Origin of the sequence: Blautia sp. AF26-2, from assembly GCF_003460955.1 — a bacterium.
In the GTDB taxonomy this organism is placed as follows: Bacteria; Bacillota; Clostridia; order Lachnospirales; family Lachnospiraceae; genus Fusicatenibacter; species Fusicatenibacter saccharivorans.
In genome coordinates, this window is sequence record NZ_QTWD01000009.1 from 135,374 (window position 1) to 156,918 (window position 21,545).

Genomic DNA, 21,545 nt, shown 5'->3' on the forward strand with positions numbered 1-21,545 from the left:
TGTGCGGGCGTTTATGCAGAAAAAGCGGAAGGAACGGGCTTGCATTCTTTTCCGGTTTCTGCTACAATCAGTGCAGTGAAAAAGCGACGAAAAGAAACAGTAGCGACAGAGCGCATTCAGAGAGAAAGCGGCAGGTGAAAGCTTTTTGCAGAATCTATCGTGAACCGGTCTTGGAGCTGTGCACCGAAGAGAAGAAAATCCATCAGGGAAACTTTATTTCGTAGGCTGCACCGGGATCTCCCGTTACAGAGAAGGTACAGAGAGCAGAGATCACACGTATTACAAAATACAAAAATCGTGGGGTACAAATGCTTTGTGTCAGAGTGCAGGAGTTTTCCTGAATTTAGGTGGTACCGCGGATAAAAAAATTCGCCCTAAACTGCAGCTTGCGGTTTAGGGCTTTTTTCTGTTTGAAAACGAAGCATCTAACTCGTTACTTCAGTGATGAGTTAGATGCGTAAAATGTTGTATAAAAGCTTAAAATCGGACAGGCTGGAATGTTCTCGCGTCTGGAAGATTTCAGATGTTGAAAACCCAAAGAATAAGGAGGAAATCAGAAAATGAAACTTGAAAAATTAGTAGGAGAGCGCTTCAAAGAAAGACCTGCTGACTGTGTCATCGACAGCCATGCTATTATGGTAAAAGGCGGATACATCAAATATATGGCAAACGGAATCTATTCTTCCTATCTGCCGCTGCGCCGCATTGTGCGCAAAATCGAGCAGATCCTGCGAGAGGAGATGGACAAAATCGACGGCCAGGAAGTGCAGTTCCCGGTTGTCATGCCGGCTTCTCTGTGGGATGAGTCCGGCCGTTACGATAGCATCGGCGATGAACTGCTGCGTTTCACCGACCGCAACAATGCCAAAATGGTACTCGGCATGACCCACGAGGAGGCAGCCGTACATCTCGTTCGCGAGTATGCACAGAGCTACACCAAATATCCGTTTATGATCTATCAGATCCAGACAAAATTCCGTGATGAGGCCCGTCCGAGAGCCGGACTGATCCGTGTGCGTGAGTTTACGATGAAGGATGCTTACTCCTTCCATACCAGCCAGGAAGATCTGGAGCAGTATTACGAGAAATGCCACGCAGCATACGAGCGCATCTTCGAGCGTGTCGGCGTGCCGGAGGTGGTATCTGTCAAATCCGATTCCGGTATGATGGGCGGAAACATCTCCCACGAGTTCATGCTTCTGACTCCGGTCGGAGAGGATTCCATCGTTCTGTGTGATTCCTGCGATTACAGAGCCAACATGGAGGCAGCTGAGAACATTTCCGATATCGCAAGAGACGCAGAATCCGCTGCACTCGAAAAGGTTTATACACCGAACGTCCACACCATTGAAGACGTCTGCAATTTCTTCGGAGACGAGACAAAGAACTCCTGCAAAGCCGTTGTTTATCAGCAGAATGTTGATGATAAATACGTTGTCCTTTTCATCCGCGGTGATCTCGAAGTCAACGAGACGAAGCTGGTCAACTTCCTCGGCGAGCAGGTTCACGCAGCCGTGATCACCGAAGAATGCGGACTGAACGCAGGCTATATCGGACCTGTGGACCTGAAGGTGAACGGAGATGCCGTTGTTCTCTATGATAAATCCCTCGAGGGAAGAAACAACCTTTCCTGCGGAGCCAACGAGGCAGAGCATCATTACAAAGGACTCGACATGGAGCGCGACGTTCCGAATGCCGAGTATCACGATTTTGCAAAAATCCAGGAGGGCGGCATCTGCCCGAAATGCGGCAAAAAGACCGTAAAGATCTCCAGAGGTATCGAGGTCGGAAACATTTTCCAGCTTGGAACCAAATATACAAAATCCATGAATATGACCTATGTCGATGCAAACGGCGAGAGCAAGACCCCGATCATGGGATGCTACGGTATCGGTGTCGGCCGTCTGGCAGCATCGGTCTGCGAGGCACATCACGATGAGTACGGCCCGATCTGGCCGAAAGCTATCGCTCCGTGGCAGGTACACCTCTGTGCGGTCCGCGTCGATGACGAGGAAGTAAGAGCATACGCGGACAAGCTGTACGAGGATCTGCAGAACGCAGGCATCGAAGTGATCTACGACGACAGAAGCGTCAGAGCCGGCGTAATGTTTGCCGATGCCGACCTGCTCGGTATTCCGCTTCGCATCATCGTAAGCCCGAAAAATATGAAACAGGGCGTTGTCGAGGTTGCATCCCGCGATAAGACTCTGAAAACACAGATTCCGCTGGAAAATGTGATGGAAGAGATTAAACAGTATCTGTAATGATTCAGAACCATGCGAAAGGGAAGAAAAATCGCGATGGGGTTCGGAAGAAGTTCGACAGGAGAAAACACGATATGGAACTCTGGGATATCTATGATGAAAACAAACAGCCGACCGGCCGCACGATGAAGCGGAATGACTGGCATATGAAGCCGGACGAGTTTCACCTGACGGTGCTCGGCGTAATCGCAAGACCGGACGGAACCTTCCTTATCACAAAACGTGTCATGACGAAAGCCTGGGCACCGGGCTGGTGGGAGGTTTCCGGCGGCGCGGCACAGGCAGGAGAGAGCTCCTGGGAGGCCGTGCGCCGTGAGGTCAGAGAGGAAACCGGACTCGATGTGAGCAAGGCAGACGGCGGCTACCTCTTCACTTACCGGCGTATCAACCCGGATGAGGGAGACAACTACTTTGTCGATGTCTATCGCTTCGTGATGGATGTCAAAGACGAGGATCTTCACCTTCAGGAGGAAGAAACGGACGGCTACCGTTTTGCTACGCTGGACGAAATCAAAGGATACGCCGCAGAAGGCAAATTCCTGCATTACGACAGCATCCGCCAGGCATTTGAACTGTAACAGAGAAATGAGATAAGAAAAACGCGTTCCCGCCGGAAACCACAGAGGTTTCCGAAAACGGGAACGCGTTTTTATCATTTACAGGATTCTTTCTTGCCGTAGGCATGCCTGAAAAAGGCTTTTCGTAAGCGTTTGACCGTAAGCGCGCAAGCGGTTCCTTGCGGTTAATCGCGATTGAATACTTCGCGGTTGAGCGCCTTTTCCTGATGGCTGACAATCGTTGTGCAGACAGCATCGCCTGTGATGTTGACGGCGGTACGCAGCATATCGAGAATACGGTCGATACCCATGATAAGAGCGATACCCTCCGTTGGCAGTCCGACGGAATTCAGTACCATAGCCAGGGTAACAAGTCCGACGCTTGGGATACCGGCGGTACCGATGGAAGCCAGTGTTGCGGTAACAACAACCGTTGCGAGGTTTGCCGGAGTCAGATGAATACCGTATGCCTCTGCGATGAAGATGACAGCGACACCCTGCATAATGGAGGTACCATCCATGTTGATGGTTGCGCCGAGCGGAATGGTGAACGAAGAAATCTGCTTCGAGACACCCATCTTTTTGTTCAGGGTATCAATCGACATCGGGATTGTCGCGTTGGAGGTTGCGGTGGAAAATGCAAATCCCATAACCGGAAGGAATTTCTTCACGAATTTAATCGGATTCAGCCGTGTGAATACGAACAGAAGAACCTGATAAATGATGAAGCACTGCAGTGCCAGCGCCAGTGTTACATTTCCCATGTATTTCAGCATCGGTGCGAACGCAGAAAAGCCGACCGTTGCAAAGGTACGTGCAATCAGACAGAAAACGCCGACCGGGGCCACCTTCATGACCGTCATGGTCATTTCCATCATGACATCGTTAAACTGGCTGATAAAGTTGGAAACGACCGAAGCACGGTTTCCGAGCTTTGCCAGCATTACACCGACAAACAGGGCGAATACGATGATGGGAAGCATATCGCCGTTTGCCATGGAACCAATCGGGTTCTTCGGGATGATGTTGAGCAGTGTATCCACCAGGCTGACGCTGGAATCTGCTGCTGTCGAGGACAGGTCGGCTTTCTGAACCGCACTCATGTTAAGTCCGAGACCCGGGTGAATGAGCAGGGCGGTTCCAAGTGCGATGCAGACGGCAAGTGCTGTGGTAACAAGGTAAAAGCCGATCGTTTTTACGCCGACCTTTCCGAGGGTTTTGCTGTCTCCGATGGACATACTTCCGCAGACGAGGGAGCAGAAGACAAGCGGTACGACAAGCATCTGCATCAGGCGGATAAAGCCCTGTCCGATGACATACAGCACACCTTCTACGATGACGGTGTCCTTGATATAGCTGGACGGGATCCAATAGTGAATCACCACGCCGAGCAGCGCACCGGCCAGCAGGGCAATAAAAATCTGGGTGGAAAGCCCGGGCTTCTTTTTTGACTTTTCCGTTGTTTCTTTTCTGTTTCGGACCATTATTCGATTCCTCCGGTTTCTTCGAGATATTCTTTCAGTGCCGTTTTCCAGTCGAGCGGCTCAGGAATACCGGTCAGGCGGAGCATCATGTTGTCCAGAACAGAATAGGTCGGGCGGACATCATCGCGTGCGACAACCGGGTAGAGATCAAGGTCACCGGTTTTTCCGGTATACTCGAGGATGGTTCTTGCAAACTCATAGCGGCTGCAGCTTCCGGGGCAGACAACGTGGTACAGACCATACTCCTCGCTGTCGATAAAGTGGCAGATCACGCGCGCAAGCTCAAAAGCACTGGTTGGAGCCGCATACTGGTTGTTTGGAACCTCCATCGTGCCGCCTTTTGCCGCATTGCGGAGTACTTCATCCACAAAATCGCGGCCGATCCCGTAAATCCAGGAGCTTCGGATGATGACAAAGCGGTTCAAAAGCTGTGTCAGGATTTTCTCTCCGGCCTCTTTTGATTTTCCGTAGATCGTACGCGGATGCACGGTATCAAACTCGTTGTACGGGATGCGGGATTCCTTGTCGAAAACATCATCCGTTGAGATCTGAATAACCTTTGCGTCGATATCATTGGCGGCAAGCGCTACGTTGCGCACACCGATGGCATTGACACGATAGGCTTCGTCGAGGTTTTTTTCACACTCGGCAACGTCGGTCATACCGGCGCAGTTGATGATAACGTCGGGACGGTTGACATAAACAAACTGTGTGACTTCATCGATTTTGGTAATATCAACCTCGTGAATATCCGTCGGAAGAAGCTGATATTCCACACCCTCCAGCAGTTCCAGAAGGGCAGTACCGATGTGGCCTTCGGCACCTGTAATCCATATTTTTTTCATAGGTTTTCTCCTGTCCTTGATTTATATACAGAAAAACTGTAATTGTATTTATTTTACCTGTGGACTTTACAGAAGTCAATAAATTATGGAAAGTCTCTGTGCAGAACCGGAAAAAAGTGGTATCATTTCTGTATATGTCTGCGGTGTAAGACTGCATATCTGCTACAAAAGAAGGAGGAGTATTTTTGAAAAAGAACAAATATGAAATCGACATGTGCAACGGCACGATTATGGACAAGCTGATTTCCTTTTCGCTGCCGCTGATGGTGTCCGGCATTCTGCAGCTGATGTTCAACGCGGTGGATATCATCGTCGTCGGACGGTTCAGCGGAAGCCAGGCGCTTGCGGCTGTCGGATCGACAACGGCACTCATCAACGTGTTCATCAACCTGTTTATGGGAATTTCACTCGGTGCGAATGTACTGGCGGCGCGGTATTATGCGGCGGGGCGCGACCGGGAGATGTCGGAAACGGTACATACATCGATCATGCTGGCGCTGATCAGCGGCGTTGTGATGGCGTTTGTGGGCGTATTTTTTGCAAAAGGCGCGCTGGAGCTGATGGATACACCGGCGGATGTCATTGATCAGTCGGCATTGTATATGAGAATTTACTTTATGGGAATGCCGTTTTTCATGCTGTACAACTACGGTGCGGCGATTCTGCGTGCCGTCGGCGACACGAAGCGGCCGCTGTATTTCCTGATTGTATCGGGTGTGATCAACGCTGGTCTGAATATGTTCCTCGTGATTGTGTTCAGTCTCGGCGTGGCAGGTGTGGCGATTGCAACGGTGGTTTCGCAGGCGATCTCCTGCTTGCTGGTTCTGCGGTGCCTCTATAAGAGCGAGGGAAGTTATCAGCTCCGGTTCTCGAAGCTGTGCCTGAAAAAGGATTACATCATCCCGATTTTCCAGGTCGGCATCCCGGCGGGTATTCAGAGTACCGTTATCAACTTCTCGAACGTGCTGCTGCAGTCATCCGTCAATTCCTTCGGTTCGATTGCAATGGCAGGCTACACGGCGGCCAACAATGTGCTGGGATTTTTATACACCTCAGTCAACTCCGTCACCCAGGCGTGCATGAGCTTCACAAGCCAGAACTACGGTGTCGGAAAATACAAACGAATGGATAAGGTGCTGATCGACTGCCTGATTCTCTCCAGCGGCATCGCACTGGTGATGGGTGGCGGCGCGTATCTGTTCGGTACGGAAATCCTGCAGATTTACACCGGGGACCCGGAGGTTATCCGCTGCGGTATGGAAATTCTGTCGATCACGACGGTTCCGTATTTCCTCTGCGGCATCATGGACCTCTTCCCGGGAGCCCTGCGCGGTATGGGATGCTCGGCGGTGCCGATGATTCTGTCCGTCATCGGAACGGTCGGAACGCGAATCGTGTGGATCTTCGGCATTTTCCCGCAGCACCGCTCGCTGTATGTGCTGTTCATTTCGTATCCGGGATCGTGGATCATCACGATTATCCTGCAGGTGATCTGCTATCTGATTATGCGGAAGAAAGTCCACAGCCGGGCAGCAGCCGTATAAAAAAGAGAAAAAAGACAAAAAGCCAGAAAAACCGCGGATAAATCCATTTTTAGGTGGAATTATCCGCGGTTGTGTGATAAGATGGCTGTATGCGAAGAGGCAGGTAGAAGATACAGGGACACCTGCCTCTTACTCTGTGAAAAAGGAGAGAAGAGAGAACATATGAAAAAGTTTTATGCATGGTATCAGAAGCATATTACAGGTGCGATCTTTACCGGACTGCTTCTCGGTATTTTAACCGGACTTCTTCTGGCGGACCGCTTTACGCCGATTCTGACCGTAACCGGCGTCATCGGCGGCATCTACATGAACGCCTTGAATATGATGATTTTCCCGATGGTATTCTGCTCAATTGTCATGGGCATCTGCAGCATCGGAAATGCAAAAACGACAGGTAAGATCACCGGCTACTCGATGATTTTCTTCCTGTGCACCACCGCGATTGCAAGTGCAGTCGGCATTATCATTCCAAGACTGATCCGCCTCGGAAAGGGAGTCCATTTTGAGATGGCAACTTCCGATATCCAGGCGACCGAGATGACCAGCATCCTCGACACGATCAAAAACCTGATCCCGTCCAACCCGGTGAAAGCATTTGCGGAGGGCAACATGCTCCAGGTACTCGTGTTCGCTGTCGTTGTCGGCTTTACGCTGATTGCGGTCGGAGAGAAGGGACAGCCGCTCTTAAACGTGATCGACTCCCTGAATGAGGTCTGCTTAAAAGTCATCAGCACCGTTATGTACTTCACCCCGATCGGTGTCTTCTGTACGATCGTGCCGGTTGTCGAGGCAAACGGAACCAAAACCATCGTTTCCCTGGCAACCCAGCTCATCATTCTGTATGTGGCATTCTATGGATTTGCGATCGTCGTCTACGGCGGCGCTGTAAAACTCATCGGAAAGACGAGTCCGGTCAAGTTCTTTAAGGCGATCATGCCGGCAGCCCTGAATGCATTCGGAACATGTTCCAGTTCCGCGACGATCCCAATCAGCAAGCGCTGTGTCGAGAAAGAACTCGGCGTTTCGAACCAGATCAGCAGTATTGCAATCCCGCTCGGTGCCACCGTCAACATGGATGCGGTATCGATCCTGATGTCGTTTATGATCATGTTCTTCGCAAATGCCTGCGGCATCAGCGTCAGCATTTCGATGATGGTGATCATTCTGCTTGCCAACGTCCTGCTTTCTGTCGGAACACCGGGTATCCCGGGCGGCGCGATCGCATCATTCGCAGCACTCGCCACGATGGCAGGTCTTCCGGCCGGCGTCATGGGCGTTTACATCAGTATCAATACACTGTGTGACATGGGTGCCACATGCGTCAACGTCATCGGCGATATGGCAGGCTGCGTTGTGCTGCAGGAGAAAATCAAACTGGAAGAAAACTAAAAAATGTTACATAGAAAAAGAGGGATTCCTTTCACGGGAGTCCCTCTTTTGCAATGCGTAAAATAAATTAAATATAGTCCGAAACATATGGAATATGGTGGAAGAGCAGGTCATCCAGGCATTCCACAGTCTGAGGCGTCGTTTCGATGCGCGCCATCTCATACAGCTTGGAAGCCGTCTTGTAGCCGAGCAGCAGTGTCGTGAGCGATGCGATCGTCATTTTCATCACATGGTCCGGCTCGCGGTCGGTCGGCACACAGTGTCCTTTTTCAAAGAAGAATGTGAAGCTGTCATTGTTCCACGGAAGCAGCTCATCCTCGATCTCAAAACGGATACACACATCCGGCTCGTCCGGGTCGCAGGCGTAATGTTCCATAAACTGCACGACATCGATGATACGCCCCATCGAGTATGGGCGAATCGTTTCTTTGATATCGCTGTCCTCAAGCTCGAACGCGATGGGTTCACTGTAGTAGTTATTTCCTTTGACCTCATCGATCATGGAATCGTGCGCATGAATATACTCCCAGAGTCCCAGCTGCGCTTCGCGGTTCAGATAGATCATCTCTTTGATATGCATGATATCGGAGCTGATCAGATAGACCATGTAGCCGTACGGCACATCATCAGCGGAATAGTAGATCGCAACGACGGTATCATCCTCATCCCAGCGGAAATATTCTTCCCACGCCAGATTGTTGCGGTAGAGGCAGCCGTGCGTCTTCGAAGCAAATTTGGTATGTAGTTCCTTGAAATCCTTGTCATCCCATGCCACGCGGCGCACATAGCCAGGGGCTTTGAGTTTCCGCGGCACCTGCGTGTCCTTGATGGTGTACGTCATCTTATTGGAAATGATTTCCCATCCAAGATTCCGGTAGAGCGGAATAGAGTAGGGATAGAGAAGCGCAAAGGAACGGTGGTTTTCCCGCATGCGCGTGAGACTCCGGATCATCAGCTTTTTCATGATGCCCTGGCCGGTGTATTCCGGGTAGGTGCAGACGCTGGTGACAAAACCGACGGGATAGCGGACACCGTAGATATTCATGTCCAGCGGATAAACCGCGAACTGTGATACCAGATCCTCCTCGCAGAAACAGCCGAGCACATCGGCACGGACGAGAACCGGGAATTTGGACTGCTTGATTTCATCGTCTTTCCATCCGCTTTCGGAAAGCTCCTGCTCTGTAACCTGAAAGGCGTAGCGCAGAAGTGCATTGTACTGCTCTGCGTCGTCGATGGTCAGCGGGCGGAAGGTTAAGTTCGAATCTTTCGTTTGAATCATGGATTACTCCCTCATTTTATTGTGAATCAAAGTATAGTGAATCAGATACTTTATTTTTTCGTAAATATTCTATCATAAGAAATGGAATTTGTGCAGTTAAAAATAAAGCCCATTCCGCAAATTTGGTAAAAAGATCAAAATAGTGTTAGAAATCGGATAAAAACTTCAAGAAACAGACAAAAAAATCTAATAAAATGAAAAACATACAGGGATAGTCTGCGCGAAAAAGTAGACATACGATTTCCAGGGTGACTGCGTTGAGATCGACGTGTTCAATCCGGAGACAAGAAAATATGTCTGGGACGTATGCAAGAAGAACTACTACGATTACGGCATCAATGCTTTCTGGCTGGATAACTCCGAGCCGGATTACGGTGTTTACGATTTCGATCATTACCGCTATATTGAAGGACCGGCGCTCTCCTGCAGCAACATCTATCCGCAGTTATACAGCCGTGTCTTCTATGATAAGAAGAAAAAACCGACCGCGTAAAACCGGTCGGTTTTTTTGAATAAATTTCCATTACAGGACGGTTTTTGTACACTTTTTTCTTGACGAAACGGGAAACAATCGTTACACTATTATGTATAACTGTAATTAAAATGGGAAAATGTAGCAAAACGCGGAAGCACACAAAGGGGTAATGAAGTTTTGTGTGTACCGGGGAGAAGAGAGGGAAACAGATGAATCAGACCGAATTGCCGGAATGTGAAAAAATAAATAAGAAAGAGCCTTCTAAGGATGTTCAGATGACACAGAAACAGGCAGAACGTCTGGTGGAACATCTGAAGAATATTTTCATGTATGTGCGGGTTCTCCGTCCGGATGAGATCGGAGATTTTATTATCGATGAAGAGAATGGCAAGCTGTGTGAATGCTACGCAGTATGGAACAAAGCGATGCCGTGCCTTAACTGTATTTCCGAAAAAGCCCTGCGGGAGAAATCGCAGAAATCAAAAATGGAATGCATTGCGTCGAATGTGTATCAGGTCATTGCAAGATACGTGGAGATCGAAGGAGAACCATGCGTGATCGAGATGATCAACCGTCTCGACGATGAAACACTGATGGACTCCGAAGGACGCCAGAATCTGGTAAGCAAGCTGAACAGCTACAGCGAAGAGCTGTATCGTGACGCGCTGACCGGAGTATTCAACCGCCGCTACTTCGAAGACCAGATCCGGGACGCCAGCTTTTGCTGCGGCGTAGCCATGATCGATCTCGATGATTTCAAATTATACAACGATACATACGGCCACAATGCCGGAGATATGGCGCTTGACACCATTGTAAAGACCGTCAAGCGCTGCACCCGACGTACCGACCGTCTGATCCGCTTAGGAGGAGACGAATTTCTGCTGGTTCTGCCGGAGATGGATGAGGAAAACTTTGTACAGAAATTAAAACAGATTCAGTCACAGATCCATGAGGCACAGGTGCCGGGCTACTCGAAGATGCGTCTTTCCGTCAGCGTAGGAGGTGTTCTGACAAGAGATGAGACGATCGGCGAAGCTGCGATGCGTGCCGACCAGCTGATGTATCTTGCAAAACAACGGAAAAACATGGTTGTCACCGAGAAAGACCAGATCCTGGGTTGTCAGGACGATGTTGTCCGTCAGGAAAACCGCAGAGAAAAACAGCGCATCCTGATCGTGGATGATTCCGAGATGAACCGTATCATCCTCTCGGAGATTCTGCAGGATGAATACGATATCATCGAGGCTTCCACCGGCGAAGAGTGCCTGCGTCTGCTGGAAGAATACGGAACAGGCCTTGCGCTGATCCTTCTGGATATCGTCATGCCGGGCATGGACGGTTTCGGAGTGCTTGACTACATGAACCGCAACCACTGGATCGAAGAGGTTCCGGTCATCATGATATCGAGCGAGGATTCCACCACATTTGTGCGCCGTGCGTATGAGCAGGGCGTATCCGATTATATCAGTCGTCCGTTTGATGCAAAAGTTGTTTACCAGCGTGTCTTCAATACGATCAAATTATATGCAAAACAGCGCCGTCTCGTGACGCTCGTCACCGAGCAGATTTACGAAAAAGAGAAAAACAATCAGATGATGATCAGTATCCTGAGTCATATCATGGAATTCCGGAATGGCGAGAGCGGACTTCATGTCCACCACATCAACGTTCTGACCAGTATGCTCCTCGAGCGTCTGGTACAGAAGACAGACCGCTACCACTTAAGCTGGTCCGATCAGCTGATGATCACAACGGCATCCGCGCTGCACGATATCGGAAAGATGGGCATTGACGAGAACATTTTAAATAAGCCGGGAAGGCTGACGAAAGAAGAGTTCGAGGAGATGAAGAAACATACCCTGATCGGAGCGTCCATGCTGAAGAGCCTGGAACTGTATCAGGACGAGAAGCTGGTACAGATTGCGTACCAGATCTGTCGCTGGCATCATGAGCGGTACGACGGAAAGGGTTACCCGGACGGCTTAAAAGGTGAGGAGATCCCGATTGCAGCCCAGGTTGTATCGATTGCCGATGTTTACGATGCGCTGACAAGCGAGCGTGTCTACAAATCGGCATACACGCACGAGAAAGCCATCGAGATGATCCTGAACGGCGAGTGCGGTACCTTCAGCCCGCTGATGCTCGAGTGTCTGCTCGATATCAAAGATGCCATCTGCGAGGAGCTGAACACCATATCCGAAGAAAAACAGACTTCGATTCAGATTGAAAAGCTGAAAAAGAATCTGAAATCGGGGGGGGGGCAGAGCTGAGTTTTCTGAACTCTGATGAGAAGTTATCCACAGAAGATGCCTGGGAGAACAGGTATCATGCGGATTCGAAAGACGATCTTAAATAAAAATATACCAAAACCCATGGATTTCTGAAAAGATTCCATGGGCTTTTCGCACCTTTGTGCAAATTTTTGTTGTGATTCCGGAGGACAACTGCTATAATAACAGAAAATGTCAAAAAATACGACAAAAATACCGGAAGAGGGCTGTGCGAACAAGTACACACAAGTCTGGAAAGGATAAAAACATGAATCAGTTGGAAGTATTACGAGAGAGCCTCGGACAGTGCGATGAGATTATTCTGGATGCGCTGCTGATGAGAAACCGTATTGTCGAGGACATTATGGTATATAAAGAAGCAAATAACGTGCCGATTCTCCAGCCGGAGCAGGAAGCAAAACAGAAGGAATGGCTGGAACGCCGGATGCAGGAAAAACGCCATAAAAACGAAGTGGCGGATGTTTTCGAGAGCATCACAAGAAACAGTAAAAAGATTCAGGCAAGAAAGCTGTTCAATTATAATATTGTACTGATTGGCTTCATGGGAGCCGGAAAGAGCACCATTTCCGATTATCTCAAAACCGTGTTTGCGATGGATATCATCGAGATGGATCAGATCATCGCAGAGCGTGCCGGTATGAGCATCTCCGATATTTTTGAGACTTACGGCGAACAGTATTTCCGTGACTGCGAGACGAATCTTCTGATTGAAATGCAGTCGAGAACAAACGTTGTCATTTCGTGCGGCGGCGGAACTCCGATGCGTGAGTGCAACGTTGTAGAGATGAAAAAGAACGGCCGCGTTGTTCTTCTGACTGCAAAGCCGGAGACGATTTTAGACCGTGTCAAAGACAGCCACGACAGACCACTGATTGAGAACAACAAAACCGTTCCGTTTATTGCAGATCTGATGAGCAAGCGCCGTGAGAAATATGAGGCCGCAGCCGACATTATCATCGAGACGGACGGAAAGAGCGAGCTGGAGATCTGTGAGGAGCTGATCCACAGCCTGCGGCAGATGGATGCAAAAGCGGAATAAAAGAGAAAAGCAAGGGAAAAAGGAAAAGAGACTGCTGTGTGTAACGGAGGTCTCTTTCTTTTTTGCGTAACCGTGACACAAAAAACAGAAAACGCAAAATTTACGGGAAAAGGATTGACAAAACAGATATTTCCCGATATTCTGATAAAAGTTGGGCTAAAATCGCATGGAAAAAGTGAAAAAACAAGGTATTATTTTGTGTTATTGTCCGAACAAGAGAAAAAATTCAGGATAATTATATGAAATACAATGGCCCGTGTGCAGACACAGCCGGATCTGCCGGGGAAGGTCTGCGGAAAACAAAGGAGGAACACCAATGAGAAAAAGAAACAAAGTCGTTTCTCTGCTTTTGGCAGGATGCATGGCAGCCGGTCTTCTGGCCGGATGCGGAAGCAGCGGAGAGGCACAGGTAGCAACTGCTGACAATGCTACAGCGGCATCAACCAGTACTGGAGCAGCGGATTCAGCAGCACCGGAGACTGCAGGTGAAGTGGACGGACAGATCAATCTTCGCGCGGTATCCTTTGGAAACAATTTCGATGTGCAGGATATGGGATGGCGCTGGATGATGGCGGAGTGCTACGAAGGACTGATGCGTGACGTGGCAGATGAAAACGGAGACCGTTTCGAGTATGCCGGTGCAGAATCCATGGACGTATCCGATGACGGACTGGTTTATACCTTCCATCTGAGAAAGGATGCAAAATGGTCCGACGGACAGCCGGTTACCGCAGCAGATTATGAGTACGGCTGGAAACGTCTGTTAAATCCGGAATACGGATATTCCTATTCTTTCTTCCTGTTCAACGTAGTAGGAGCAGAGGAGTATTATAACGGACAGGGTTCTGCCGATGAGATCGGAATCAAAGCAGTTGACGATTACACCTTCGAGGTTACCTTAAAGGTAGCGGATCCGACCTTCCAGTCCAAGCTGGTAGCAACTCCGCTTTACCCGACCCGTCAGGATGTCGCAGAGGCAGCCGGAGACCAGTGGGGAAAAGACTGGACAAAATGTGTCTACAACGGACCGTTTGCCATGACAAACCTGGTAGAAGATAACTCCATGACATGGGTGAAGAATGACCAGTACTGGGATAAGGACAACGTAAAACTGAATCAGGTAAACTGGTACTGTGTAGCAGAGAACGCAACAGCAGCAACCATGTTCGATAACGGACAGCTGGACGTTTTCGATGCAGCAGGCGATTACATTGCAAAATATGACAAAGAAGTAGAAGCAGGCAATATGCAGACCATGACCACCGAGTACCCGGGAACTATGGTTCTGTGCTACGAGCAGTCTGAGGGCGGAAAATCCGGTCTGATGAAAAACGTAAACATCCGCAAGGCAATTTCCTACTCCATCAACCGTGAGGAGATGGTATCAGCTGTTTACGGAAGATACACCGCAGCTTACGGCTTCGTTTCCCCGGCGATCACGCTCGACGGAACTTCCTACCGCAAGCAGGCGTCGGAGACCATGAAAGAGGAATATGAGCAGTATGCAGGAGATGCAGACAAGTTAAAAGCACTGTTCCAGAAAGGCCTTGATGAGCTTGGTATCACCGACAAACCGGAAGACATCACCATTACACTGCTGTCCCAGGGTTCTGCTACCGAGAATCAGCTCGAGAGAGAGTACCTGCAGCAGTCCATTTCCCAGAATCTGGGCGTAAAGGTAGAGCTGAACACCGTTGGCGATTACCAGATGTTTGCAAACGAGCGCGATAACAAGAACTACGATATCTTTGTAGGCGGATGGTTCAGCGATTACAACGATCCGCTGGATTTCCTGAACGTCATGAAGACAGGCGTTTATGATTCCTACGGCCTCTATAGCAACAGCGAGTACGACAGCCTGATCGATTCTCTGACCGGAGAGAACGACAACGCAAAACGCCTTGAGATTTACCAGAAGCTGGAAGATCTGCTGGTTGCACAGGATTGTGGTGTTGCACCGCTGTACTACTCTGATAAACATTACTATTATCAGAACTGGGTAAAAGATTTCTACACATCCTCCTTCGGCGCAAGCCAGGAGCTTTACAGAGCATCTGTACAGAAATAAAAAAGCAGCAAAACAGAAGAAATGAGGGAAGAAGGGCTTATGAAACAATAGGCTCTTCTTTCGCTATCATAATAAAAATTCCGGTCGGAAAAGACCGGACAGGGAGAGGATTTTTATGCCAAAATATTTACTGCGCCGTTTTGCAGAAATGCTGATCACACTGTTTCTGATTGCAACGGCCACGTTTTTCCTTCTGGAAGCGGTTCCGGGAGATCCGCTGACGGAGCGTGCGAGCAAGCTCTCGCCGACCGTAAAGGAAAACCTCTATAAGCGCTACGGCCTCGACAAGCCGATGATGGAGCGCTATGTGATCACAATGAAGGGAATCTGCAAGGGAGAGTTCGGGGAATCTGTTGTCTATGCGGGACAGACGGTACAGAAGCTGATTCATGACCGTCTTCCGGTATCCGCCCGCCTTGGTATCCAGCAGGTGCTGGTCGGTATCACGATCGGTCTGCTGCTTGGAATTCTTGCGGCAATGAGGAGGGGAAGCTTCTGGGACTATATGGTGATCGCCCTGTCGGTCCTCTTGATTTCCATTCCGAACCTGATCTTTGGTCTGATGCTTCAGAAAATTTTCGCAGGTAACCTGAAGGTTCTGCCGACGATCGGCTGGCCTGCGGGAAAGGATCTGTGGTTCGGAGGATGGGAATACACGATTCTTCCGACCCTGACAGGATGCTTTTCTTATATTGCAACGTATGCGCGTCTGCTGAAAACCTCGATGCTCGATGTGATCAATCAGGATTACGTGCTGACTGCTGAATCGAAGGGCTTAAGCCGCGGACAGATTATCCGCCGCCATATCCTTCGGAACTCGTTTATCCCGGTTATCACACAGCTTCCGATGTCGGTTGCCATGTGTATCACAGGCTCCTTCTTCATCGAGAGCATCTTTTCCATCCCGGGAATCGGACAGTATTATGTGACGGCGGTCAATAACCAGGATCTTTCCATTATCATGGGAGAGACGGTTATTATCGCAGCACTTTACATCGGTGTTCTCTTTATCACGGACCTGCTGTACGTGGTCGTTGACCCGAGAATCAGTCTGACAGGAAAGAGCAGATAAGGAGGATATTATGGCAGCATTAACACCGGAAAAATTTAAAGTAATAGGATACACCGAGGAAGATGCGAACCGGATTGACCGCCCGACCATTTCCTACTGGCAGGACGCCTGGAGACGGCTCCGCAAAAATCCGATCGCAATGGGATCTCTTGTTGTGCTCGGCATTCTGCTTGTCATGGTCATCATCGGACCGCATATCAAAGGATATGATTATGTATCCATGAATATCGCCGAGAAAAACCAGGGCGTATCGTCAAAATACTGGTTTGGAACCGACAACCTGGGACGTGACCTCTTCTCAAGAGTCTGGGTCGGCGCGCGGGCATCACTGATCATCGCGATCGTTGCAACGGCAATCAAACTCATCATCGGAACGGTATATGGCGCGCTGATGGCACATTTCGGCGGCTGGGTCGATGAGGTTCTGATGCGGATCATCGAGGTTATCAACTCGATTCCGTCTCTGCTTCTTACGATTCTGATCATGATGATTCTTGGAAATAACCTGTTTGCACTTCTGGTCGCGCTTAGTGTCACCGCATGGTGTAACACGGCACGTCAGGTGCGCGGTATGATCAAACAGCTCCGTGAGACGGAATACGTTTACGCGGCGGAGGTGCTCGGTGCAAAACCGCTCCGCATCATCTTAAAACACTATGTACCGAATATGCTGGGTATCCTGATTCTGGATACGGCGACGGCAATCCCGATGTTTATTTTTACGGAGGCAGGTCTTAGCTTCCTCGGCATCGGCCTCAAGGCACCATCGATCAGCCTTGGTGTCCTGATTTCGATGGGACAGCAGAACATGGATTTCTATCCGTCACAGCTTCTGTTCCCATGTCTCGTGCTCTGTATCATCGTTATGGCATTCAACCTTCTGGGAGACGGCCTGCGCGATGCCCTGGATCCGAGACTTCGCCAGTAATAAGTGGGAGATAACGATATGAACGAACAAAACAATCCGATTCTGGAAGTAAAAAACTTAAGAGTCTCTTATCACACCTATGCCGGTGAAGTAAAGGCAGTCCGCGGTGTACAGTTTTCTCTCGAGAAAGGTCAGGCGCTCGCAATTGTGGGCGAATCCGGCTGCGGAAAATCTGTAACGGCGAAATCCATCATGGGCCTCATCAAGGCCCCGCAGGGTGAGATTAAAGAGAACAGTGAAATTCTCTATCATGGAGAGAATATTCTGAAATACAACAAAAAACAGTGGCAGCATTACAAAGGCGGCGAGTGTGCAATCATTTTCCAGGATGCGCTGGCTTCCTTAAATCCGACGATGCGTGTCGGAAAACAGATTATGGAAAATCTGATGGGCCATAAAAACATGACAAAACAGGAAGCGGCAAAGGAGGCTGTCGAGATGCTGCGCATGGTCGGCATCCCGGAGCCGGAAAAACGTGTCAGACAGTATCCGCACGAATTTTCCGGCGGTATGCGTCAGCGTGTTATGATCGCGATTGCATTTGCCTGTGATCCGAAAATTCTGATCTGTGACGAGCCGACGACCGCACTCGATGTGACAATTCAGGGACAGATTCTCGATATTATCAAGAATCTGCAGAAGAAAGACCAGACGTCCGTTATCATGATCACACATGATCTTGGTGTTGTGGCGAATATCGCACAGAAGATTGCTGTCATGTATTCCGGTATTATCGTGGAAAGCGGAACGTGTGAGGATATTTTCTATCGTCCGCGTCACCCGTATACCTGGGCGTTGATCCGTTCCGTACCGCGTCTGGATTTGAAAAACAAGCAGGAACTCGCGACAATTCCGGGAACTCCGCCGGATCTTTTAAACCCGCCGGTCGGATGTCCGTTCTGCACGCGGTGCAGCTATTGTATGCCGATCTGTAAGGAAGAGATGCCGGAGGCAACGGAATTCGGCGGCGAGCATAAAGCTGCCTGCTGGCTCCATCACCCGATGGCACCAAAAGTAGAAATGCCAAATCTGGAAGGAGGAGAATTGTAATGGAAAATAACGAAAAAGAAGTGCTTTTTTCCGTTTCCCATCTGAAAAAATATTTTCAGGTCGGAAACCATGCGACCTTAAAGGCCGTGGATGATGTCTCCTTCGAAATTTACAAGGGTGAGACACTTGGAATGGTTGGCGAGTCCGGATGTGGAAAGACAACGTGCGGCCGTACCTGCATCGGCCTGTATGACAAGACCGACGGACAGGTGCTCTACAAGGGAACCGATGTCCATGCGTTAAACGGAAAAGAGCGGTTTGCCTTCAAAAAACAGGTACAGATGGTCTTTCAGGATCCGTATGGATCGCTTGACCCGCGTATGACAGTTGCCGATATCATCGGCGAGGGAATCGATATCCATCATCTGGCGAAGAATAAAAAAGAGTGCCAGGAGATGATCTACAAATATCTGGAACTGGTCGGACTGAACCGCGAGCATGCGAACCGTTTTGTGCACGAGTTTTCCGGCGGACAGCGCCAGCGAATCGGTATTGCGCGTGCGCTTGCCGTGCAGCCGGAGTTCATCGTTCTCGATGAGCCGATCTCCGCACTCGATGTTTCGATCCAGGCACAGATCGTCAATCTTCTTGTGGATCTGCAGAAAAAGATGGGACTGACCTATCTTTTCGTTGCCCATGATCTGTCGATGGTCAAACATATTTCCGACCGTGTGGCGGTTCTGTATCTGGGAACGCTCGTCGAGCTGACGACATCCGAGGAGCTGTACGCCAACCCGCGCCACCCGTACACACAGGCACTGCTCTCCGCGATTCCGATTCCGGACCCGAAAGTAGAGGCAGAGCGCGACCGCAAAAAAATCCGCCTCGAAGGCGAGGTGCCGAGCCCGATCAACACGAAGCCGGGCTGCAAATTCCAGGGAAGATGCAAGTACGCAAAAGACATCTGCCGACAGCAGATGCCGGAATTAAAAGACGTGGGCAACAATCACTTTGTGGCATGTCATTTCTGTGATGCGTTAGAAGAAAATAAGGAATTGTAAAACATGGAAAAGATAAAGAACATCTGCTGTGATCTCGGCAGAGCATTTACAATCGGCCTGCTCTCCGGCGGCGCTGCGGCAGCTGTGCTGCTGCTGGGAGGATTCCTCTTTGGGGGATTCACGTTCCGCGCTGCCCTTGAGGCGGCGAAAGACGGCTTGCTGCTGATCGCGGCCCTCGGCATGTTCGTGATCGCCGGAATGCTGATGGTAAAAGGCAAAAACCCGGAGAAATTCACGCAGAAGGAAAAATGGCGCGTCCACTTTGCCGTACTCGGATATAAGAGTGTGTTCGCAGTTTTCTGCGTTTCCTGGGTGCTGTGGGCGGCAGCGGCGGATTATCTTTTGTATCGGATGTGAAAATAGTTTCTATAAATAAAAAGAGAATTTTGCAGACTGTAAAAATGAGGTCCGGCAAAATTCTCTTTTTTCGTTTAGTCGTTATTCGTCTTCGAGACGGGAGATAACCATCTCCATGGATTTCTGATATTCTTCATCCGAAGAATTGTAGAACAGCATCAGATCGAGGCAGCTGCTCATTTTCTTCAGTGCTTCCGGGATGGAGTAGTCGATCGTTTTCACATATTCATCCCAGTGCTCCAGCTTCCACGTATCGCGCACGGAGTTGCGGTCGATCATGCGCTGGTGGCAGATCTCCGGTTTTGTGACAACCCAGATCACAACAAGCTTTGCCCCATGGTCAGCGAGCTTTTTGGAGAAGTTTTTCAGGAACTTCTCATCATGCACTTCGCGTGTGAATGGTGCGTTGATCAGCACAATATCGTCATACTCGAGTGCTTCCAGTCCGAAATTGACCGTTACTTCATATTCATAATCGCGGATATTCTCCTCGAAGAAATCAGAACTGCGGTTGATTTCCTGTCCGCCCGCTTTGAAAACGCGGTTCGACAGCGGAATGACCGTGTCCTTGTCGAGATAAACAACGTGTTTCAGCTCCTTGGCGAGCTGTTTTGAAATGTATGTCTTTCCGCACGCCGGCGGCGAGGTTACGAGGATCATCTTTTTCATCGTTTGTATGTCTTCCTTTCCAGTTGAATCAAAAAAAATCACTCCTAGCATTATAGAAAATTTGGGAAAAAATTGCAAGAGAAAAGACGGTTGTGCCAGAGAAAAAATTGTCTTATAATAAAATAAGATTTTTATGCCATCACGGAGAAAATAAATGGAGGAAAGACAATGAGCAGAGCAAATACACGAGTTGTGAAAATCGGCGACCGGGTCATCGGAGGCGGAAATCCGATTCTGATCCAGTCCATGACGAATACCAAAACAGAAGATGTGGAGGCAACCGTAAAGCAGATCCAGGCGCTCACGGAAGCCGGATGTGACATTATCCGATGCGCCGTCCCGACCATGGAGGCAGCCAGGGCGCTGTCCGAGATCAAAAAGCAGATCTCGATTCCGCTTGTAGCAGATATTCATTTTGACTATCGATTGGCGATCGCCGCGATCGAAAACGGAGCCGATAAAATCCGCATCAACCCGGGCAACATCGGCAGCCGCGACCGGATCCAGGCGGTTGTAGATGCAGCAAAAGAACGCCAGATTCCGATCCGCGTCGGCGTCAACAGCGGTTCACTCGAAAAAGAGCTGGTGGAAAAATACAACGGCGTAACGGCAGAGGGCCTGGTGGAGAGCGCGCTCGACAAAGTGCGGATCATTGAGGAGATGGGCTATGACAATCTCGTCATCAGTATCAAATCGTCTGATGTGATGATGTGTGCAAAAGCGCATGAGCTGATCACGAACCAGACGGATCATCCGCTTCATGTCGGCATTACGGAGGCAGGAACGCTGTATTCCGGCAACATCAAATCGGCAGTGGGGCTCGGTATTATTTTATATCAGGGCATCGGAGATACGATCCGTGTTTCCCTGACCGGCGATCCGCTCGAGGAAATCAAATCCGCAAAACGGATCTTAAAGACCCTGGGACTTCGAAAAGGCGGCATTGAGGTCGTATCGTGTCCGACCTGCGGACGGACCCAGATTGACCTGATCGGACTGGCAAACCAGGTGGAAACACTGGTGCAGGGCTACGATCTTGATATCAAGGTTGCCGTCATGGGCTGCGTGGTCAACGGACCGGGCGAGGCAAAAGAGGCGGATCTTGGTGTTGCAGGCGGAAAAGGCGTCGGCATTTTAATTAAAAAAGGTGAAATCGTGAAAAAAGTACCGGAGAGCGAGCTGCTGTCCGTCTTAAAGGACGAGCTGGATCACTGGGGCAAGTAAAAA

General features: G+C 49.6%; 17 protein-coding genes, 1 pseudogene and 1 other annotated feature. Of the genes and pseudogenes, 14 read left to right on the plus strand and 4 right to left on the minus strand.

Features of this window, described 5'->3' with window-relative positions; all coding sequences use genetic code 11:
* Positions 1-77: 77 nt before the first annotated feature.
* Positions 78-380, plus strand: a binding site (T-box leader).
* Between the two features lie 180 nt (positions 381-560).
* The gene (locus DWY63_RS12970) at positions 561-2,264 is read left to right on the plus strand and encodes a proline--tRNA ligase (protein ID WP_117802373.1); all 1,704 of its coding nucleotides are present in this window, start codon (positions 561-563) and stop codon (positions 2,262-2,264) included.
* 74 nt (positions 2,265-2,338) lie between these two features.
* Positions 2,339-2,842 (plus strand): NUDIX hydrolase, encoded by a 504-nt coding sequence (locus DWY63_RS12975; protein WP_117802374.1) that lies wholly within the window; start codon positions 2,339-2,341, stop codon positions 2,840-2,842.
* A gap of 164 nt (positions 2,843-3,006) precedes the next feature.
* Here DWY63_RS12975 and DWY63_RS12980 read toward each other — a convergent pair whose 3' ends face one another.
* Together DWY63_RS12980 and rfbD are read right to left on the minus strand one after the other, a co-directional pair.
* A complete protein-coding gene (locus DWY63_RS12980) occupies positions 3,007-4,305 on the minus strand; it encodes a dicarboxylate/amino acid:cation symporter (RefSeq protein WP_117802375.1) in 1,299 nt (432 codons plus the stop codon).
* Complete coding sequence (gene rfbD, locus DWY63_RS12985) at positions 4,305-5,150, minus strand: dTDP-4-dehydrorhamnose reductase (protein WP_117802376.1); 846 nt, start codon at positions 5,148-5,150, stop codon at positions 4,305-4,307. The genes DWY63_RS12980 and rfbD overlap by 1 nt, the downstream gene beginning before the upstream one ends.
* A 212-nt stretch (positions 5,151-5,362) precedes the next feature.
* On the opposite strand from rfbD, the gene DWY63_RS12990 reads away from it, so the two are divergent.
* Positions 5,363-6,694: an MATE family efflux transporter gene (locus DWY63_RS12990; protein WP_117802396.1), complete on the plus strand. Its 1,332-nt coding sequence runs from the start codon at positions 5,363-5,365 to the stop codon at positions 6,692-6,694.
* A gap of 162 nt (positions 6,695-6,856) precedes the next feature.
* Positions 6,857-8,083, plus strand: a complete 1,227-nt coding sequence (locus DWY63_RS12995) for a dicarboxylate/amino acid:cation symporter (protein WP_117802377.1) — start codon at positions 6,857-6,859, stop codon at positions 8,081-8,083.
* Between the two features lie 67 nt (positions 8,084-8,150).
* Here DWY63_RS12995 and DWY63_RS13000 read toward each other — a convergent pair whose 3' ends face one another.
* Positions 8,151-9,365 (minus strand): GNAT family N-acetyltransferase, encoded by a 1,215-nt coding sequence (locus DWY63_RS13000; RefSeq protein ID WP_022462381.1) that lies wholly within the window; start codon positions 9,363-9,365, stop codon positions 8,151-8,153.
* 256 nt (positions 9,366-9,621) lie between these two features.
* Here DWY63_RS13000 and DWY63_RS13005 point away from each other — a divergent pair.
* The 9 genes and pseudogenes from DWY63_RS13005 to DWY63_RS13050 all read left to right on the plus strand — a co-directional run.
* Positions 9,622-9,858 (plus strand): annotated as a pseudogene (locus DWY63_RS13005) (TIM-barrel domain-containing protein); the annotation flags it as partial.
* Between the two features lie 191 nt (positions 9,859-10,049).
* Positions 10,050-12,113: a diguanylate cyclase gene (locus DWY63_RS13010; protein ID WP_330415486.1), complete on the plus strand. Its 2,064-nt coding sequence runs from the start codon at positions 10,050-10,052 to the stop codon at positions 12,111-12,113.
* Positions 12,114-12,381: 268 nt separating this feature from the next.
* On the plus strand, positions 12,382-13,173 hold the full coding sequence (locus tag DWY63_RS13015; protein ID WP_022462671.1) for a shikimate kinase: 792 nt from the start codon (positions 12,382-12,384) through the stop codon (positions 13,171-13,173).
* Positions 13,174-13,489: 316 nt separating this feature from the next.
* Positions 13,490-15,241 carry a peptide ABC transporter substrate-binding protein gene (locus DWY63_RS13025; protein WP_117802379.1) on the plus strand — a complete coding sequence of 584 codons (1,752 nt, stop codon included), beginning with the start codon at positions 13,490-13,492 and terminating at the stop codon, positions 15,239-15,241.
* A gap of 115 nt (positions 15,242-15,356) precedes the next feature.
* A complete protein-coding gene (locus DWY63_RS13030; protein WP_022462669.1) occupies positions 15,357-16,313 on the plus strand; it encodes an ABC transporter permease in 957 nt (318 codons plus the stop codon).
* A 10-nt stretch (positions 16,314-16,323) separates the two neighbouring features.
* Positions 16,324-17,241 carry an ABC transporter permease gene (locus DWY63_RS13035; protein WP_022462668.1) on the plus strand — a complete coding sequence of 306 codons (918 nt, stop codon included), beginning with the start codon at positions 16,324-16,326 and terminating at the stop codon, positions 17,239-17,241.
* An 18-nt stretch (positions 17,242-17,259) separates the two neighbouring features.
* Entirely contained in the window at positions 17,260-18,291 is a 1,032-nt protein-coding gene (locus DWY63_RS13040; RefSeq protein ID WP_117802380.1) for an ABC transporter ATP-binding protein, read from the plus strand.
* Positions 18,291-19,292 (plus strand): ABC transporter ATP-binding protein, encoded by a 1,002-nt coding sequence (locus DWY63_RS13045; RefSeq protein ID WP_117802381.1) that lies wholly within the window; start codon positions 18,291-18,293, stop codon positions 19,290-19,292. The genes DWY63_RS13040 and DWY63_RS13045 overlap by 1 nt, the downstream gene beginning before the upstream one ends.
* Before the next feature lie 3 nt (positions 19,293-19,295).
* Complete coding sequence (locus DWY63_RS13050) at positions 19,296-19,649, plus strand: hypothetical protein (RefSeq protein WP_117802382.1); 354 nt, start codon at positions 19,296-19,298, stop codon at positions 19,647-19,649.
* Positions 19,650-19,730: 81 nt separating this feature from the next.
* Here DWY63_RS13050 and DWY63_RS13055 read toward each other — a convergent pair whose 3' ends face one another.
* Positions 19,731-20,318, minus strand: a complete 588-nt coding sequence (locus DWY63_RS13055; RefSeq protein WP_117802383.1) for an AAA family ATPase — start codon at positions 20,316-20,318, stop codon at positions 19,731-19,733.
* Between the two features lie 168 nt (positions 20,319-20,486).
* On the opposite strand from DWY63_RS13055, the gene ispG reads away from it, so the two are divergent.
* A complete protein-coding gene (gene ispG, locus DWY63_RS13060; protein WP_117509872.1) occupies positions 20,487-21,542 on the plus strand; it encodes a flavodoxin-dependent (E)-4-hydroxy-3-methylbut-2-enyl-diphosphate synthase in 1,056 nt (351 codons plus the stop codon).
* Positions 21,543-21,545 lie beyond the last annotated feature (3 nt).